Raw genomic sequence first — 19,576 nt, 5'->3', positions numbered from 1 at the left:
TCAGTTCGCTCCTGCGGTCTCGGGGGTGTACGGCTCGGCCATCGCCACGGCGATCTTGCGGGGACCGGTGAACGGTTCCCGGCCGTGCGCGGCGGTCATGTTGTCCACCACCAGCACGTCGTCGCGCTGGTAGTCGAAGCGGACGGTGGCGGCCCGGTAGGCGGCGCGCAGGTGGTCCATGACGTCGGCGGGGATCTCGCCGCCGTCGCCGTAGTAGGTGTTCGACGGCAGCCCGTCCGCGCCGAACATGGCCAGCAGCCCCTCCTGGTAGTCAGTCGGCAGGGTGCTGAGGTGGAAGAAGGTGGCGTGGTTGAACCAGCGCGGGGTGTCGGAGCCGGGCCGGTGGTGCACCACGTCGCGGACCGCGCGGGTACGCAGGCCGTCCTTGCCGACCCATTCCACGGTGATGCCGTTGTCCGCCGCGTACGCCTCGACCTCGGCGCGGCTCTCGGTGTTGAACACCTCCTGCCAGCGGGTGCCGAAGTCGCCGTGGAAGTTGCGTACCAGCATCCAGCGGCGGCGGATGAACTCCTCGCGGACCGCCGGGTCGATCAGCTCGTACACCCGGCGCACGTCGGCCAGCGGCGTGGCGCCCAGGCTGTCCGGCGGCGTGACGCAGTAGAAGAACAGCGTCAGCGGCCAGCGCGCCTGGTACGAGTTCTCGTTGTGCAGGAAGATCTCCTCGTCCGGCGGGTAGTCGGTCGAGGTGTAGACCCGGCCCTTGATGGAGTGCCGGGGCGAGGAGCGCTCGGTGTAGGTCAGCGGCTCGCCGGCGAGTGCGCGGACGGCCTGGTCGAAGCCGTCCACGCCGCCCACGTCGAAGCCGCGGAACAGCAGCCCGCCGCTGGTGACGAGGGTGTCCCGCAGCTCGGCGCGCCGGGCCGCGATCAGGTCGGTCAGCGCCCGGCCGTCGCTCTCGACGACCACCGGCAGCGTCGTGGTTGTCTCGCTCATGGTGCGGTGTCTCCTAAGTTCTGCGTCGGGGGTGTCAGCCGCGGGGCAGCCGCGGGATGGCCGGGATCGCCGCCGGGGCGGCCGGTGCGTCGGCGGGCGCCTCGGCGCGCAGCTCCTCGATCCGGGCGGCCAGGCCGGCCACCGTGGGCGTCTCGAAGAGGCTGCGCATCGGCAGCCGTACGCCTGTCGCCTTGCGCATGGCGGCGATGAGCTGCACGGCCACCAGCGAGTTGCCGCCGAGGGCGAAGAAGTCGTCGTCCACGCCGACGTCGGTGACGCCGAGGCCGTCGCGCCACACCTGGGCGATCGTCTTCTCCAGCTCGGTGCCGGGCGCCGCCGAGCCGCCGCCGGTGACCCCGGCCGGGCCGGCCGGCGCGTCGGTCTCCTCGGCGAGGCTGTCGGTGGTGACCCGGGCCGCGCGGCGCCGGATGTCGGCGACGGTGCGGGTGGTGATCACCACCTGGGCGCCGAGACCGGCGGCGAGGCTGCGGCGGAACGCCTCCGCGCCGTCGACCGGGCGGATGTCCTCGGTGACCGGCGCCGCGGCGTCCGCGTCCGCCGCCGGGGACTCGGCCAGGTTGCCGGTGACCGCGTCCTGGTCGACCCGGCGCAGCACGAAGTCGCTGATCGAGACCAGTTCCCGCCCGTCGGGGTCGCGCAGCGACAGGTCGGCGGCGACCACCTCGTCGGTGGCGGCGGGCCGGTGCCGCAGGTGACTGTGGAACGTCGCCGGCAGCGCGCCGCGCACCACGATCCGGCCGTACGACAGCGGCAGGTAGGTGCCGGAGCCCTGCCCGCGGCCGAACGCGGTCGCCACGTCCAGCAGCGCCGGGTGCATGCCCCAGGAGGGCAGGTCACCGACCGCGGCGGCGGGTGCCTGCACCCGGGCCAGCTCCTCGCCGTCGGCGAGGTGGTGCTCGGCCAGCGCCGCCCAGCGCGGCCCGAACGTGAGCATGCTGGTGCGTCCCCGACCGAACGAGGCGTCGTCGTCGACCCGCCGCCCGGCCACCGCGGGCACGGCGGCCGGCGGGGCCGCGTCGGTGGTCCACCCGGCGGTGCCGCGGACGTGGGTGCGCGCCTGGCCGGCGGCGAGGCTGGCGACGGTGAAGTCGGTGCCGTCCTCGGCCGGGGTCAGCTCGACCCGGTACTGGGCCACGGTGCCGTCCGGCACCGAGAACGGCTCCAGGAACACCACGTCCCGCAGTTCCACGGCGGCGTCGGGCCCCGGCGCGGGCAGCGCGGCGACCACCGCGGCGCGCACCGACTCCAGGTGGGCGGTGCCCGGCACCACCGGCACCCCGCCGATCCGGTGCTCGTCGAGCAGCCAGTGGGTGTCCGCCGAGACCAGGCCGTGCAGCACCGTCCCGTCCGGGCCGGCCACCATCGTGGTGAGCACCGGGTGGGCGACCGCCGTGGTCACGGTGTCCCGCCCGGCGGCCCGGAACGCGGCAGGCGCGGCGGTCTCCACCGCCATGCCGACCTCGGCCCAGCCGCCCCAGTTCTGCGACACCACAGGCGCGCGGAACCCGGTGCCGGAGCGCGCGAAGGCGTCCAGGAAGTTGTTCGCGGCGCAGTAGTCGACCTGGCCGAACCCGCCGATCACCGCGGTGATCGAGGAGCAGAGCACGACGAAGTCCAGCGGCAGGTCGCCGAAGACCCGGGCCAGCGCCAGGGTGCCGGCCAGCTTCGGGGCCAGCACGCGCCGCGCCTCGTCGCGGTCCTTCACCTCGGCCATGCCGCCGCCGGGCAGACCGGCGGCGTGCACGATGCCGTCCAGGCCGCCGAACCGGCGCTCCGCCTCGTCGCGGACCCGGCGCAGGTCGTCCGCGTCGGTGACGTCGGCGGCGAGCACCAGCACCTCGGCGCCCGCGGCCTCCATCCGGCGGATCGCCGCGATGGCCCGCCCGGCCCGGTCGGCGCCGCCGTGCACCGCCAGGTGCGCGTCCCACTCGTCCCGCTCGGGCAGCCCGGAACGGGCCAGCAGCACCAGCTTGGCGCGGGCCCGGCGGGCGAAGTCCTCGGCGAGGGTGACGCCGATGCCGCCGAGACCGCCGGTGATCAGGTAGCGGCCCTCCTCGCGCAGCACGCCCGGCTCGTCCTCGGCGGCCACTGTGACCTGCTCGTAGCCGGCCAGCCAGCGGCGGTCGCCGCGCAGCGCCACCTCCGGGTGCTCGGCGTCGACGGGGCTGCGCAGCTCGGCCACCAGGGCGGCCACGCCGCGCGCGGCCGGGTCGGTGTCGAGCAGCCGCACGGTCAGGCCGGGCAGCTCGGCCGGGAGCACCCGGGCCAGGCCGGCCAGCGTGGCGTGCTCGGGACGGGTCAGGTCGTCGCCGCGGACGTCGCCGATGCCGGCGGTGACCAGGTCCAGGCGGACGCCCGCCTCGTCGGCCGTGACACCGGCGCCGGCCAGGGCCTGCACCAGGTGCAGCGCGCCGAAGAAGCCGCGCTCCTGCGCCGCCCAGGCGGCCGCCGCGTCGGTGCCGGCCGGGTCGCCGTCGAGCGCGAACGCGTGCACGATCCGCCGGGGCAGGTCGGCGCCGAGCGCGGCGACCAGTGCCTCCGCGTCGGCGCGTACGCCGGGGCGCAGCCGGAAGCCGTTGGCGGTGGCGGTGAACGCCTCGCCGGCGCGTACCTCGACCGGGTCGTCGCCGGCGGCGCGCAACGCGGCCACGAGCGCGTCGCCGCGCGGACCGTCGGCCAGCACCAGGCAGCGGCCCAGCGGCTCGGCCGTGCGGGCCGGCGCGGCCTGCCGCCACACCGGCACCGCGAACCACTCCGGCAGCGGGCGCGGGCCGGTCTCGACGGGCGCCGCGGCCAGCTCCTGCTCCGGGTCCGGGTCGATCCAGTAGCGGCGCCGCTCGAACGGGTACGTGGGCAGCGGCACCCGCCGCGCGTGCGGGTCGGCCGGGACGCTCACCGGCACCCCGGCGCACCACAGCGCGCCGGCCGTGCCGAGCAGCGCGGCCAGGTCACCGGTCTGCTCGCCGGGGCCGGGAAGGCTGCCCAGCGGGGTCAGCGCGCGCTGCGCCTCACCGGCCTTGGCGACCTGCATCCGGGCCAGGTTGGCCAGTTGCCGGCCGGGGCCGCACTCGACGAGCGCCCAGGTGCCCTCGGCGAGCAGCGTCGCCACGCACGCGCCGAAGCGGACCGGGCGGCGCAGGTGCGCGGCCCAGTACGCCGGGTCGGTGGCCTGCGCCTCGGTGATCCAGGTGCCCGTCACGTTGGAGACGAACGGCACCGCCGGGGCGCGCAGCGGCACGGTGGCCATCAGCGCGGTGAACTCGTCCAGGATCGGGTCCATCATCGGCGAGTGGAACGCGTGCGAGGTGCGCAACACCTTCGACTTGTTCTTGCCGCCGAGGCTCGCCGCGAACTCCTCCACGAGCGCCGTCTCACCGGCGACCACGCAGGTGCCGGGGCCGTTGACCGTCGCCACCGACAGGCCCTCGGGCAGCTTGCCGGTCACCTCCGACTCGTCGAGCGTGACCGCCAGCATCGAACCGGCGGGCAGGGAGTGCATGAGCCGGCCCCGGGCGGCCACCACGCGCAGCGCGTCGGCGAGGTCGAGCACCCCGGCCACCGTCGCGGCCACGTACTCACCGATGGAGTGGCCGATCATCGCGGCGGGGGTGACCCCGGCGGCCCGCCAGGCGGCGGCGAGCGCGTACTCGACGGTGAACAGGGCGGGCTGGGTGTAGCGGGTCTCGGTGAGCTTGTCCGCCGCCTCCGGGTCGCGGCCCAGGATCAGGTCGCGGATGTCCAGGCCCAGCTCGGGGCGGAGCAGCTCGGCGCACTCGTCGACGGCGGCGGCGTACGCGTTGTCCTGCGCGTACAGCTCGGCGCCCATCCCGGCGTACTGCGAGCCCTGGCCGCTGAACAGGAACGCCACCCGGGGTGCGGGGCCCTCGGCGACACCCCGGTGGCCCTTGCGCCGCTCGCGCAGCGCGGCGGCTGCGGACGCCGGGTCACCGGCGACGACGGCGGCGCGGTGGGCGTACACCTGGCGGCCGACGCGCAGCGTGTGCGCCACGTCGGCCAGCGTCACGTCGCTGCCGCTCTCCAGGTGGTCGGCGAGCCGCCGCACGGCGGTGTCCAGCGCGGTCGGGGTCTTCGCCGACACCTGGAGCAGGTGCGCCGGGCGGGCCGGCGGCTCGTGCCGGCCGGCGGCCGGGGCCTCCTCCAGCACCACGTGCGCGTTGGTGCCGCCGATGCCGAAGGAGCTGACGCCGGCGCGGCGCGGTCCGCCGTCGGTGTCCCACTTGGTCAGCGTGTTCGCCACGTAGAACGGGGTGTCGGCGAAGTCGATGGCCGGGTTCGGCGTCTCGTAGTTGATGGTCGGCGGGATCAGCCCGTGCTCCATCGCCAGTACCGTCTTGATCACGCTGACGATGCCGGAGGGCTGGCTGAGGTGACCGATGTTGGACTTCACCGAGCCGATGCCGCACCAGCCGCGCTCGTCGGTGTCCTTGGTGTAGACCGCGGACAGCGCGGCGACCTCGATCGGGTCGCCGAGCGCGGTGCCGGTGCCGTGCGCCTCGACGTAGCTGATGCTGCGCGGGTCGACGCCGGCCAGCTCGACGGCCTGGGCGACGGCCTCCATCTGCCCGTCGATGCTGGGGGCGGTGAAGCCGACCTTCCCGGCACCGTCGTTGTTGATCGCGTTGCCGAGCACGACCGCGCGGATGGTGTCGCCGTCGGCGATCGCGTCGGACAGCCGCTTGAGCAGCGTCACGCCGACGCCGCTGCCCCACACCGTGCCGTTCGCTCCGGCGTCGAACGGCCGGCACCGCCCGTCCGGCGAGGTGAAGCCGTCCATGCCGAGGTAGCCGACGTGCGGCAGCTCGATGTTGACGCCACCGGCCAGCGCCATGTCGCACTCGCCGTTGCGCAGCGCCTCGCAGGCCAGGTGGAACGCGACAAGCGAGGTGGAGCAGGCGGTGTGCACGGTCATGCTGGGCCCGCGCAGGTCCAGCCGGTACGACACGTTCGTGGCCACGTAGTTCGGCGAGTTGCCGGTGGCGAGCGAGACCGCGCCGTGCGGGTTCCCGCCGACCCGCTTGTTGCGGTACACGTTGCGGTGCAGGTACGTGTTGCCGCCGGTGCCGGCGTACACGCCCACCGCGCCGTCGTAGCGGCCCGGGTCGTAGCCGGCGTTCTGCAGGGCGGTGTAGCAGGTCTCCAGGAACAGCCGGTGCTGCGGGTCGGTGATCTCGGCCTCGCGGGCGGTCATCCCGAACAGGCCGGCGTCGAACTCGTCGTAGCCGTCCACCAGCGGGGCACGGTTGACCCAGCCCGGGTCGTCGACCTCCTGCGGCTGGGCGCCGCGGGCGAGCTGCTCCTCGCGGGTCAGTTCGGTCGTCGACTCCACGCCGTCGACCAGGTTGCGCCAGAACTCGTCGACGTCGGCCGCGCCGGGCAGGCGGGCGGCGAGCCCGACGATGGCGATGGGCTCGACGCCGTCGTCGGCGGGAATGTCGTTCTGCATGGGGGTTCCTTCATTCACAAGGGATCGCGTCACGGGTGAGGTCGGCGTGGTGGCGGGGTACGGCGGGCACGTCCCCGCCGGGCGGCGGCGCGCATCGCGGCGCGGGCCAGTTCCGGCCGGTCGGCGGCCCCGTCGAGGCTGGCGGCGAGCGCCCGCACGGTCGGGTGGCGGAACAGGTCGAGCATGGTGATCGAGCGGCCGGTGGCCTCGGTGAGGCGGGCGTGCACGGCGGCCAGGGCCATCGAGTGACCGCCGATGTCGAAGAAGTTGTCGCTCACGCCGACCGCGTCGCGGCCGAGCACGTCCCGCCAGATCCCGGCGATCAGCTCCTCGGTCGCGGTGAGCGCGTCCGACCCGGCGGGCAGCGGCGCGCGCGCCGGTTCGGCGGTGGCGACGCTCATGGCGCCGAGCGCCGCGACCCGTACCGCCGGGCGGGGCAGCTCGGGCGCGACCTCGGCGGCCGGGGCGTCCGGGTCGGCGGCGAGCGCGCCGACCAGGGCGGCCAGGTCGGCCAGCAGCGCTTCGATCCGCTCGCCGGTGAACAGGTCCGGGTTGTGCACCACCTCGACGCCGGCCCGCCCGTCGCGCTCCACCACGTAGACGGTCAGGTCGAACGGCGACCCGGGCTTCGGTACCGGCGCCGGCTCGACGGCCAGGCCGGTCAGCGTCAGCCGGGGGGCGACGAAGTTGAGCACGTTGAACAGCACCTGCACCAGCGGGGCGCGGGAGGTGTCCCGGCCCACGCCGAGCGCCTCGACGATGCGTTCCAGTGGCGCGCCCGGGTGGGCGGTGACCTCGTGCAGCTCGGTGGCGGCCCGGTCGACCTGCTCGGCGAAGCTCGCGCCGCCGGAGCGGACCCGTACCGGCACGGTGTCGATGAAGAACCCGATCACCTCGTCGAACGCGGCCAGCCGCCGGTCCGCGACGATCGCGCCGAGCACGTGCTCGTCGCCGCCGGTGACGCGCCGGAGCAGTTCGCCGAACGCGGCCAGCAGCACCGCCGCGACAGTGGTGCCGCGCCGGGCGGCCAGGTCGCGTACGGCCCGGTCGGCGGCCTCGTCCAGCCGCACCGCGGCCTCCGCGCCGGCGTACGTCTGCACGGCCGGGCGGGGACGGTCGCGGGGCAGGTCCAGCACGGTGGGGGCGCCGGCCAGGTGCGCGGCCCACCAGGCCAGGTCCGTCTCGCCCCGGCGCCGGTCCCGGTCGGCGCGCCACACCGCGTAGTCGGCGTACGTGGCGGGCAGCGGCGGGCGGCCCGGCACGGACCGGCCGAGCGCGTGGGCGTACGCGAGCGCCAGCTCGTCGTAGAGCAGCGTCTCGGACCAGCCGTCGAAGACCGCGTGGTGCACGGTGATCGCGAGCACGTGCTCCTGCGCGGCGAGCCGGTACACGGTCACCTGCCAGGGCGGGCCGGTGGCCAGGTCGAACGCGTGCCCGGCGCCGGCCGCGAGCATGCCGGCCAGTTCGGCGTCCGGGTCGGCGGCGCCGGTCAGGTCGACCACCGGCACCGCCACGTCGGTGGGTTCCTCGCGGACCGCGTACGGCACGCCGCCGTTCTGCGGGATGCGCCAGCGCAGCACGTCGTGCCGTTCCGCGACGGCCCGCAGCGCGGCGCCGAGCGCGGTGACGTCCAGCGGCCCGCGCAGCCGGTGCGCGACGGCGATGTTGTACGGCGCGCTGGACGGGGCGAGCTGGTCCATGAACCACAGCCGCCGCTGCGGCGGGGACAGCGTCGGCGGGTTGCCGGTGGTGAGCCCGTCGGCGTCGGCCGCGTCGGCGGCGCGGACCCGGTCCACGAGCGCGGCGAACGTGCGGTCGGCGAACAGCACCCGCGTGTCCACCTGCCGGCCCAGCTCCGCGCGCAGCGCGGCGACCAGCCGCATCGCGGCGATGGAGTTGCCGCCGGCGGCGAGGAAGTCGCTGTCCGGGGCGGGCGCGGTGCCGAGCAGCCGGGTCCAGACGCGCCGGACCGCCGCCGTCACCGGGTCGTCGTCGGCGGACGCCTCGGCCACGCCGGCCGGGGCGGCCGCGGCCAGTTCGCGCAGCGCCGGCCGGTCCAGCTTGCCGGTGGTCGCGCTGACCGGCAGCGCGTCCAGCCGCACCGTCCGGGCCGGCAGCATCGCGGTGGTCAGCCGCGTCGTCGCGTACGCCCGCAGTTCGTCGTCGTCCGGCGCGCCGGCCGGGGTGAGGAACGCGACCAGCTCGGCGCCGGCCGGGCCGGGTACCGCCTCCACCGCGACGCGCTCGACGCCCGGGTGGGCGGCCAGCACCGCCTCGATCTCGCCCAGCTCGATGCGCTGGCCGCGGACCTTCACCTGCCGGTCGGCGCGGCCGAGGTAGACGATCCGGCCGTCCGGGCCCTGCCGGACCAGGTCACCGGTGCGGTAGAGCCGCTCGCCGGGTGCCTCGCCGAACGGGTCGGGCACGAACCGCTCGGCGGTCAGGCCGGGCCGGTTCAGGTAGCCGTCGGCCAGGCCGGGCCCGCCGATCAGCAGTTCGCCGGTCTCCCCCGCCGGCACCGGACGCAGGTCGGCGTCGACCACGTACGCCCGGTGGTTGGGCAGCGGCCGGCCGATCGGCATCGGGTCGGTGTCGGCCGGGGTGAGGTCGCAGGTGACCGCCAGCACCGTGGTCTCGGTGGGGCCGTAGCCGTTGAGGAACCGCCGGCCCGGCGCCCAGCGGGCGACCAGTTCGGCCGGGACCGCCTCGCCGCCGCAGAGCAGCACCCGCCACGACGGGAAGGCGGCCGAGTCCAGCAGCGACAGCACGGTCGGGGTGATGAAGCCCCAGGTGACCTCGTGCTCGGCGACGAACCGGGCCAGCCGTACCGGGTCGGCCCGGTCGTCGGCGCCGAGCAGCTGCACCGCGCCGCCGAGCGTGAGCGGCACGAACAGGTCCATGGTGGCCGCGTCGAAGCCGAGCGAGGCGATGCCGAGGCTGCGGACCGACGCGTCGGCGCCGGTCAGCGCGCTCACCCCGGTGACGAACTCGACCGCGTTGCGGTGGGTGGTCAGCACGCCCTTCGGGCGGCCGGTGGAGCCGGAGGTGAACAGCACGTACGCCGGGTCGCCGGGTCGGGCCGGGCAGGGCGCGAGCGGGGCCGGGCCGGGCAGGCCGAGCGGCGTGACGCCGGGCTCGTCGCCGAACTCGGCCGCCGCCGCGTCGCCGACCACGACGCGGACGCCCGCGTCGCGGGCGATGCCGCGCAGGCGGGCCCGGGGGCCGCCCGGCTCCAGCGGCACGTACGCGGCGCCGGCGAGCAGCACGCCGACCACGGTGACCACCAGGTCGGGGGTACGCGCGCCGCACACGCCGACCCGGTCGCCCCGGCCGACGCCGTGCTCACGCAGCGCGGCGGCCACCCCGGCGGCCCGGTCGACGAGCTGCCGGTAGGTGAGCCGGGTGTCCCACTGGCGCACCGCCACCGCGTCGGGGGTGCGGGCCGCCTGCGCGGTGATCAAATCGGCGAGGGTGGTGTCCGGCCACGGCAGGTCCGGGCCGTGGACGGCGCTGACGGTCAGGGTGTCGGTCACCGGAGTGCTCCAAGGTGCTCGGCCGGGTCGGTGATCTGGAGGCGCAGTTCGCTGACGTAGCCGCGGCCCCGGGCGTCGGGCACCCACGCCTCGGTGGGTGCGGGCAGCAGTTCGGAGACCACCACCGGCACGTCCGGCCCGGTGCGCAGCGCGGCGTCGACCATCGCGCACAGCGACTGCGCGTACAGCGGGCCGGTCAGGTCCACGTAGCAGGGTTTGATCTCGGTGCCGACCTTGACGAACACCCGCTCGGGCAGGCCGGTCTCGGCGCGCCAGCGGCGTACCGCCAGGTAGCGGGCGGTCTCGTCGGCGTGGCCGCCCAGCCCGCACGCCCCGGCTGTGGTACGCCAGGTGCGCCGGGCCACGACCAGCCGGTCGATGGTGATGCGGGGCGTGTACGCGGCGGCGCCGAGCAGCTTGAACGCGTCCAGCAGCAGCGAGCCGAGCAGCGTGGCGAACACCTCCATCAGCGGCCAGCGGGCGCCGTCGGGGAAGACCGCGGTGAGCTGGTCGCCGGTGCGTTCGACCAGCACGGCGGTGGCCGGGACCAGGCGGTCCACGTCGGCGCCGTGCGCGGTGTCGATGCCGAGCTGGCGGTCCGCCGGGCCGGTCAGCGCGTACGTGGTGCGGGTGGTGCGGCGGGGGAAGCTGTCCGGCCAGAGCACCCGCAGCCGGACCGGGCCCAGGTCGGCGTCCAGGTCGGCGCGCAGCGCGGCCGGGTCCGGGTGGAACGGGCTGAGCACCGCGCTGTCGAACGCGACAGAGGCCGGGTGCAGCTCGCCGAGCACCAGCAGGAAGTCGCCGCGCTCGACGGCCTCCGGCGAGGCGGCGCTGAGCTGCACGTCCGGGTTGTGCAGCCGGGCCGACGGCCAGCCGGGCCGCGCGGCTGGGAACAGCTCCCGGGCCCGCTCGGTCAGGTCCGCGGCGCGCAGCCGTAGCTCCGCCTGCCCCTCGGGCAGGTCGGCCAGGCCGAACAGCTCGGCCCAGCGCGCGGTGAGCGTGGCGCCGGCCCGGCCGATCGGGCCGTCCGGGGCGACGAGCGTGCCCTGGGCCAGCAGCCACAGGTCGGCCAGCCGCACCGGGCCGTCGGCGGCCAGTTCCTCGTGCAGCTCGGTGAAGAGCTCGCCGCAGCGGGCGGCCACCTCGGTGGTGAACCAGCGGGCGGTACGCAGCACCACCGCCATCGGCTCGGCGAGCGCGTCGATGACCGCCGACCCGATCCGGAACTCCAGGTCGCGGGCGGTCTCCTCGTAGCAGACGGTGCGGGCGGCGTACATCTGCCCGCTGTGCCGGGTGGCCGGGCGCCCGGTGACGGCGGTGAACTCGGCGTTGAGCGCGGCGAGCGCGGCGCCGAGCCGGTCCGGGTCGCCGGCCGCGGCGGCCACCTCGTCGCGGGCGGCGCGCAGCCGGCCGAACTCGGCCGCCGTGGCGGCGCGGACCGGCTCGTCGCCGATCGCCGCGATCCGCGCTTCGAGCACCCGCTCGGCGTCCGGCGCGATCGGCAGGTTCGCGCCCCAGCTGAGCTGGCCGCGCTCGACCCAGCGGTCGAGCAGCAGGTAGACGTCGTCGGCGCCGTGCACCTCACCGGCGTCGCATAGCCGCTGCGCCAGTTCCACGGCGGGCGTCCGCCCGTCGCAGGCGCCGAGCACCAGCGCCTCGACCGGGGTCAGCGCGATCGGCGGGTGCAGCGGCCAGCGCAGTTCCCGCCCGGCGACGGTCAGGTGCGGTTGCAGGGCGGGCGCCCACCAGCGGCGCACCGCGAGGTCGTCGGCGAGCCGGTCGGCGTACGCGATGAGCGCCCACGCCTCGAAGTACACCCGCCGCCGGTGCACCAGCGCGTCGCCGGGCGTGGTGTGCACGCCGGGCCGGGTGGCGTCGAACGTGCCCCAGCAGACCGGGCCGAAGAAGCCGATGGTCTCGGCCTTGCCGCAGTAGCGCTGCCAGTAGCGCAGCAGGCTCAGCTCGCGCTTGCGGCGGCGCACGTTGCGGACCTGCGGGTCGGTGCGCAGCAGCCCGTCCAGCGCGATCAGCATGTCCGGGTTCTGCCAGGTCACCGCCTCGCGCAGCAGCGGGTCGGCGGCCAGCTCACCGGCCACCGCGGAGGACTCGGCGAACGCCTCGGCCAGGGCCTTGCCGAACACCTCGGTGCCGGTGTCGCCGGCGAGCAGCGCGTCCGCGGCGGCGGCGCAGTCGGGCGCGGCGAACCGGTCCAGCCCGGCGGCCGGGAAACCGGCGGTACGCAGCACCACGTCCCGCCACACCGACCAGCCGGTGTCGCCCAGGGGCAGCAGGTGGCTCACCGGTGGTCCTCCCGCCCGGCGTCGGTGATGTGCAGGCGCAGCTCGCTGAAGTAGCGGCGGCCCGCCCCGTCGGGCACCCACGCCTGCTCCGGCGCGGGCAGCATCTCGCTGACCGTGAACGACACGTCGTCGCCGCCGTCGACCCGGGCGGCGCGCACCATCGCGCACAGCGTGGTGGCGAACGCCGGCGCGGACAGGTCCACGAAGCACGGCTTGGTCTCGGTGCCGAGCTTGACGTACACCTGCTCGGGCAGGCCGAGGCGGCGCCGCCAGTCCCGGACGGCGAGGAAGCGGTCCCGCTCCCCGTCGGGCACGGCGAGTCCGCTCTCGCCGACTGTGGTCCGCCACGTCTGCCGGGCCAGCACCAGCCGGTCCACGGTGATCCGGGGCGTGTACGGCGCGGCGGCGACCAGCTTGAACCCGTCCACGGCGTGCGCGCTGAACGGCTCGGCGAAGATCTCGACGAGCGGCCAGCGCTGCCCGTCCGAGGCGGTGGCGACCAGCTCGCCGTCCACCTCGTCGACGACCAGGTCGACGGTGGGCAGCACGCGGGCCGGGTCGGCGCCGGGCGCGTCGAGGAACGCCAGGTGCCTGTCGGTCGGGCCGGTCAGGGACTCGGCGGTGCGGCTGGTCCGCCGCGGCCAGTCGGCCGGGAACAGCAGCCGGACGCGCCGCTGCCCGAGGTCCGCGGCGAGCGCGTCGCGCAGCCGTTCCACGTCCGGGTGCGACGGGGTGAACACGGCGCAGTCGAACGACGACCAGGCGGCGTGCAGCTCGCCGAGCACCACCGTGTAGTCGCCGCGCCGCAGCGCGTCCGCGTCGGTGGCGCAGATCTGCAGGTCGGGGCTGTGGATGGCGGCGTTCGACCACTCCGGACCGCTGCCGGGGAACACCGCGTCGATCCGGCCGGCGAGGTCGGCGGCGCGCAGCCGTACGTCGGTGGTGCCGGCGGGCAGGGTGTCCAGGCCGAACAGTCCGGCCCAGCGGGCGGCGAAGTCCGCCGCCACCGCGTCGACCGGCCGTTCCCCGTCGCCCCAGAACATCCCCTGGGCCAGGAACCACAGGTCGGCCAGCGGCACCGGGGCGCCGGCCTCGGCGCGCAGTTCCTCGTACAGGCCGCGCAGCACGTCCAGGTAGGCGCGGGCGAGCGCGTTGGCCAGCCAGCGGGCGGCGCGCAGCAGCACGTCCAGCGGGGCGGCCAGTTCGGCCAGCAGCGGCGCGCCGAACACCACGTCGAGGTTCCGGGCGCTGTCCTCGTAGCAGACCGTGCGGCCGGCGTACATCTGCCCGGCCCGGCGTACCGCGGGCACGCCGGTCAGCTCGGTGAACGTGGCGTCGAGCGCGTCCAGGGCGGTCCGCAGCCGGTCCGCGTCACCGGCCGCGGCGGCGACGTCGTCGCGGGCGGCGCGCAGCCGGTCGAATCCGGCGCGGGCGGCGGCGCGGGCCGGCTCGTCGCCGATCGCGTCGATCCGGTCGGCCAGCACCCGCTCGGCGTCCGGGCTCACCGGCAGGGCCGCGTCCCAGGTGATCAGTTCCCGCTCGACCAGCCGGTCGAGCAGCGCGTAGCCGTCCTCCGGGCGGCGCAGCCCGATCGCCGGGTCGGCGACCAGGTCGGCGGCGGCACGCCGGCCGTCGGCCGCGCGCAGCAGCGCGGCCTCCACCGGGGTCAGCGTCAGCGCCGGCCGGCCGGGCCGCAGCACGTCGCGGTCCCGGACCGCCAGGTGGGCCCGCAGCATCGGCGGCCACCACCGGCGCACCGCCAGGTCCGCGCCGATCCGTTCGGCGTACGCGGACAGCGCCCACGACTCGAACCACACCCAGCGTCGCCGGGTCAGGCTCTCGCCGGGGTTGACCCGGGCAACCTCCGGCTGCGCGGGATCGACAGTGACCCAGCAGCTGGGGCCGAAGAAGCCGACGGTCTCGTTCTTGCCGCAGTAGCGCTGCCAGTACTTCAGCAGCGCCCGCTCCCGGTCACGACGCCGCACGTTGCGGGCCGCGTCGGCGCCGCCGCGCACCAGCCCGTCGAACGCCACCAGCGCGCCCCGGTTCTGCCAGGTGACCGCCTCGCGCAGCAGCGGGTCGGCGGCCAGCTCGCTGAACCGCTGCGCCCCGGCGCGCAGCGCCTCCTCGAACTCCTTGGTGAACCGGTCCTCACCGGCCCCGGTGGCCAGCAGCTCGTCGGCCGCGGCGGCGGCCCGGGGCGCGGCGAACAGCTCCAGCCCGTCGGCCGGGAACCCGGTGGTCCGCAGCACCGCGTCACGCCACACCGACCAGCCGGTGTCGCCGAGCGGAACCCGGTGCGCGGCGCCGGCGGTCCCGCGGCCGGCGGCGCGCACCGGGTCCGGACCCGCGTCCGGCGTGCCGGGGCGGGTGTCGGTGGGCGCGGCGGTCAGGTCGGCCCGGATCAGCGCGGCCAGCTCGGTCAGCCGGTCGTGCAGGAAGAAGTGCCCGCCGTCCAGCTCGTGGAGGGTGAACCCGGCCGCGGTGTGCTCGGCCCAGGCGGCGCTCTGCTCCAGGCTGACCGCCCGGTCGGTGCGGCCGGCGAACACGACGATCGGCACCGGCAGTGGCTCGCCCGGGATGTGGCGGTAGTCGTCGACCCGGCCGAAGTCGGCGCGCAGCAGCGGCAGCAGCAGCTCCACCAGCTCCGGGTGGTCGAGCAGTTCGGCGGGCAGGCCGCCGCCCTCGCCGAGGCGGCGCAGCAGCTCGTCGTCGCCGGCCCGGGACAGCCCGTCGAACGGGCCGGGCGTGGCGACGTGCGGGGCGCGGGCGCCGCCGACGTAGAGCCGCAGCGGCAGCGGGCGGCCGGTACGGCGCAGCTCGCGGACCACGTCGAAGCCGAGCCGTCCGCCCATGGAGTGGCCGTAGATCGCGTACGGGCGGTCGGCGCGGGAGGCGATGGCGTCGGCCACCTCGGCGACGCTGAAGCGCGGGTCCTCGGTGATCCGGTTCTCCCGGCCGGGCAGTTGCACCGGCACCACGTCGACGCTCGCACCGAACTCGGCCGCCCAGCGCCGGAACGCGCTGGCGCCCGCTCCGGCGTAGGGCAGGCAGAACAACCGCACCGGCGCCTCGGGTCGGCTTCCGGCGGAGACGAACCAGTTCACCGCGGACCTTTCTGCACGGGGTCGATCCAGTGCCGGCGGCGCTGGAACGGGTAGGTGGGCAGTCCGGTGCGCCGGACCGTGCCCTCGGGGTGCAGCGCGTGCCAGTCGACGTCGCGCCCGGCGACCCACTCGGCTGCCGTCTCGCGCAGCGGGCCGCCGTCACCGGCGATGCGGGCGCCGGTGTCCAGCAGCACGTCCAGCGCGGACAGCGCGGCCGGCAGGTCGGCGGCGACCACCGCCGCCCGGTGGGCGAACGCCCGCCGGCCCAGCGCCAGCGTGGCGGCCACGTCGGACAGCGCCGGGGCGGCCCCGGCCAGGTGGCCGCGCAGGCGGGCCAGCGCGGCCCGCAGCGCCACCGGGGTACGCGCGGAGACCGGCAGCAGCCACGGTCCCTCGCCGGGCGGGTCGGCCGGTTCGGCGGGCGGCGGCTGTTCCACCACGACGTGCGCGTTGGTGCCGCCCAGGCCGAACGCGCTGACTCCGGCGACCCGGCGCGCGTCGTCCGGCCAGTCCCGCGCCTTGGTGGGCACGTAGAACGGGCCGGCGGCCAGGTCGATCTCCGGGTGCGGGCGGGTGAAGTGCAGGTTCGGCGGGATCACCCCGTGCCGGACGGCCAGCACCGTCTTGATCAGCCCGGCGATGCCGGCCGCGGCGTCGAGGTGACCGATGTTCGTCTTCACCGAGCCGAGCGCCGTGGACTCGGCGGGCGCGGCGCCCGCGTACACCTCGTGCAGCGCGGCCACCTCGATGGCGTCACCCAGTGGCGTACCGCTGCCGTGGCCCTCGACGAAGCGGACCTCGCCGGGCGCGACCTCGGCGGTGGCGAGCGCGCCGGCGACGGCGGCGGCCTGTCCGGCCGGGCCGGGCACGGCGAAGCCGGCCCGGCCCGGGCCGTCGTTGGTGACCGCCCAGCCGGGCAGGATCGCGTAGATACGGTCGCCGTCGGCCTGCGCGTCGGCGAGCCGCCGCAACGCCACCACGCCCGCGCCGGAGCCGAACCCGGAACCGGCGGCGCCCTCGTCGTAGGCGCGGCACCGGCCGTCGGGCGAGGCGAGCCCGCCCGGCGTGGCCCGGTGCCGGGGCCACATCACCGTGGACCCGCCGGCCAGCGCCAGGTCGCACTGGTAGTCGGCGAGGCTCTGCGCGGCCACGCACACCGCGACGAGCGAGCTGGAACAGGCGCTCTGCACGGCCATCGCCGGGCCGGTCAGGCCGAGCCGGTAGGCCACCTGACCGGGCAGGTGGTCGGTGAACTGGCGGCCGACGAGCCGGGCCTCCCAGTCGTCCGGGTCGACGTCGCCGACCACCGCCGGGTTGTCCATGAGGTGGAACAGGAAGTAGCGGTTGGCCGAGGTGGCGGCGTAGACGCCGACCAGCCCCGGGAAGCGCTCCGGGTCGTGCCCGGCGTCCTCCAGCGCCTCCCAGGCGGTCTCCAGGAACAGCCGGTGCTGCGGGTCGGTACGGGCCGCCTCGTCGGCGGCGAAGCCGAAGAACTCGGCGTCGAAGTCGGCCACCCCGTCGAGCCGGCCGGCGGCGCGGACGTGCCGGGGGTCGGCGCGCAGGCCGGGGCCGACGCCGAGCGCGGCCAACTCCTCGTCGGTGTGGTCGTGCACCGAGTCGACGCCGGTGCACAGGTTCCACCAGAACGTCGCCACGTCGGGCGCGCCGGGGAACCGCCCGGCGACGCCGACCACGGCGATCTCGTCGCCGGTGTACTCGCGGGCGGCGCGCACCGGCGCGGCGGGTGCGGGCAGCACCGGGGCGCGGACCGCCTCGGGCGGGGCGTCCAGCAGCGCCGCCTGGGCGGCGACGGTCGGGTGATCGAACAGGCGCAGCATCGGCAGGCGGACGCCGAACCGCTCGGCGAGGCGCTGCTGCACCTGGCCCAGCAGCAGCGACTGCCCGCCGACGTCGAAGAAGCTGGCGGTGCGGGCGACCGCGTCGCGGCCGAGCACCGCGCACCAGATGTCGTGCACGGCGCGTTCGGTGTCGGTGGCCGGTGCCTCCTCGGCCGGCACCTCGGTCACCGGGTCGGGCAGCGCCCGCTCGTCGACCTTGCCGGTGACGGTGAGCGGGAACTCGTCGACCACCACCACCGCGCGGGGCACCGCGTAGTCGGGCAGCGCGGCTGTCAGCGCCGCGCGCAGCGCCGCCGGGTCCGGGCGGACGCCGGCCGGCCGGGCGTACGCGAGCAGTTCGCCGTCGCGCACGATGGCGCGGACGCCCGCGACGCCGGGCTGGGCGGACAGCACCGCCTCGATCTCGGTCAGCTCGACCCGGTGGCCGCGCACCTTGACCTGCCGGTCGAGCCGGCCGAGGCAGACCAGTTCCCCGCCGGGCAGCAGCCGGCCCAGGTCACCGGTGCGGTACGACCGCAGCCCGTCGGCGTCGACGCCGAACCGGTCGCTGTCCTGGTTGAGGTAGCCGGGGGCGAGGTGGCGGCTGCGGACCACGATCTCGCCGGTGTCCGGGGCGAGGTCCAGCCGGTAGCCGGGGAACGCGACGCCCACGGGCAGCGGCCCGCGCGCGTCCGGGTCCACCTCGGACAGCGGCTGCACGTGCCGGGCGGCGAACGTCATCTCGGTCGCGCCGTAGCCGTTGACGAGCACGCACTCGGGGGCGAACCGGTCCCGGCCACGGGCCGCGTCGGCCCAGGTGGCCTGCTCGCCGCCGAGCAGCACCGCCCGCACCGTGGGCAGCCGGCGCGCGCCGAGCGTGTCGAGCAGGAAGCGGTAGACGGTGGGCGTGCAGTGCAGCACCGTGGCGCGGTGCCGGTCGAGCTGCTCGACGGCGTACGCGAGCCCCTGGCGGCGCAGGTCGACCGGGACGACGGCGGCGCCGGTGAGCAGCGCCGGGTAGAGGTCGGGGATGGCGGCGTCGAAGCTGAACGACGCGAGCAGGCTGAGCCGGTCGTCCGGGCCGACACCGAGCGCGGCGATCTGGTTGTCGACGACGTGGGCCAGGTTGCGGTGGGTCTGCCCGACCGCCTTGGGCACGCCGGTGGACCCGGAGGTGAACAGCACGTACGCGAGCGCGTCCGGGTCGGCCGCGACCGGGCGCAGCGCAGCCGACGGCACCTCGTCCAGCGGGACGACCGGGCGCTCGCCGGCCAGTGTGGAGGCGAGGTCGCGGTGCTCGGCGGCGCAGGCCACGGCGGTGACGCCGGCGGCGTCGACCATGTGGCGCAGCCGGGCGACCGGGAAGCCCGGATCCAGCGGCACGTACGCGCATCCGGTCGCGAGGGCGCCGAGCATCGCCGCCACGGTCGGTGCGCCGTGTGCGGTGAGCAGCGCGATCCGGTCTCCGGCGCGCAGGCCCGCGGCGGCGAACACGGCAGCGTGCCCGCCGGCCGCCCCGGCCAGCTCGGTGTAGGTGACCTCGTGGGTCTCACCGAGAAGTGCCGGACGTCCGCCGTGTACCGCCGAGATCGCGCCGAAACGATTGATGATCATCGTCTCTGCCATGTCAGGATGCGGGTTGCGCTCCACAGAGGGCAGGCAGGCAGCAATCGACGAATGTGATCATTGATCCCCCCCAGGACTTCACATTGGAAGCAGAATATGGCTCGATTCCTGCGCCGGAAGAGCGGCGATGAGGCTTGAGCCGAAGAGGGGACCGCACCTTGGAACCTCGGACGGAGGAATTCGTCCGATCATCCCTCTAGCGCGTAGACGATTTACAGCGTAGGTGACCGGCAACAAGTTATTTTACGGTGAAAATACTTCCAGGCCGTGGAATCTTCGCCGCAGACGGCCTCGGTGCCGCAGCTCAACCCGGATCGCGGGGAACCTGCTCAGACATCGTACGGCGGGCGTGGGATGGGGTCCACCATGGCGTCGAAGCCCTTCGGGAGCTGCGCGACGAGATCGTGGAACTCCCCCACCGTCACCGTGTCGCGCAGCGTGGCGAGCACCGCCACGGCGCCCACCTCGGCGACCGCCGGGTCCACCGCCGCGCGTTCGGCTACGCGGTACAGGAAGTCGACAGCGCCACCGGTGGTGGCGGTGCCGCCTGGCTCCAGATAACCGCCCACGTCGTCCGGCAGCTGCGCGGCCAGGTCCGTCGCCTCGTCCGCGGTGATCCGGTCGGCGAGGGTCTGCAACACGGCACGGGAGACGGTCGCGGCCTCGTCCGCGGGCAACTCGGCCCGCCGCGCCACCGCCTCGACGAACAGGGGGAACCGCATCCCACCCCTCC

Annotated in this window: 7 protein-coding genes; all 7 read right to left on the bottom strand. The window is 76.0% G+C overall.

Annotation, left to right across the window (positions count from 1 at the left end; all coding sequences use genetic code 11):
- The 7 genes from CLT75_RS05725 to CLT75_RS05695 all read right to left on the bottom strand — a co-directional run bounded on the left by CLT75_RS05725 (position 1) and on the right by CLT75_RS05695 (position 19,565).
- Positions 1 to 954, bottom strand: a complete 954-nt coding sequence (locus CLT75_RS05725; protein WP_135239826.1) for a TauD/TfdA family dioxygenase — start codon at positions 952 to 954, stop codon at positions 1 to 3.
- A gap of 34 nt (positions 955 to 988) precedes the next feature.
- The gene (locus CLT75_RS05720) at positions 989 to 6,439 is read right to left on the bottom strand and encodes a type I polyketide synthase (RefSeq protein ID WP_135239825.1); all 5,451 of its coding nucleotides are present in this window, start codon (positions 6,437 to 6,439) and stop codon (positions 989 to 991) included.
- A 29-nt stretch (positions 6,440 to 6,468) separates the two neighbouring features.
- Positions 6,469 to 9,972 (bottom strand): non-ribosomal peptide synthetase, encoded by a 3,504-nt coding sequence (locus CLT75_RS05715; RefSeq protein WP_135239824.1) that lies wholly within the window; start codon positions 9,970 to 9,972, stop codon positions 6,469 to 6,471.
- On the bottom strand, positions 9,969 to 12,272 hold the full coding sequence (locus CLT75_RS05710; protein WP_135239823.1) for a lantibiotic dehydratase: 2,304 nt from the start codon (positions 12,270 to 12,272) through the stop codon (positions 9,969 to 9,971). The genes CLT75_RS05715 and CLT75_RS05710 overlap by 4 nt, the downstream gene beginning before the upstream one ends.
- A complete protein-coding gene (locus tag CLT75_RS05705) occupies positions 12,269 to 15,379 on the bottom strand; it encodes a thioesterase domain-containing protein (protein WP_135239822.1) in 3,111 nt (1,036 codons plus the stop codon). The genes CLT75_RS05710 and CLT75_RS05705 overlap by 4 nt, the downstream gene beginning before the upstream one ends.
- Positions 15,376 to 18,843 (bottom strand): AMP-binding protein, encoded by a 3,468-nt coding sequence (locus CLT75_RS05700; protein ID WP_135239821.1) that lies wholly within the window; start codon positions 18,841 to 18,843, stop codon positions 15,376 to 15,378. The genes CLT75_RS05705 and CLT75_RS05700 overlap by 4 nt, the downstream gene beginning before the upstream one ends.
- 329 nt (positions 18,844 to 19,172) lie before the next feature.
- A complete protein-coding gene (locus CLT75_RS05695) occupies positions 19,173 to 19,565 on the bottom strand; it encodes a DUF2267 domain-containing protein (protein ID WP_135239820.1) in 393 nt (130 codons plus the stop codon).
- Between the last annotated feature and the right edge of the window lie 11 nt (positions 19,566 to 19,576).

This window comes from Micromonospora sp. CNZ285 (genome assembly GCF_004637285.1).
This window is presented reverse-complemented; position numbering and strand designations above follow the sequence as displayed.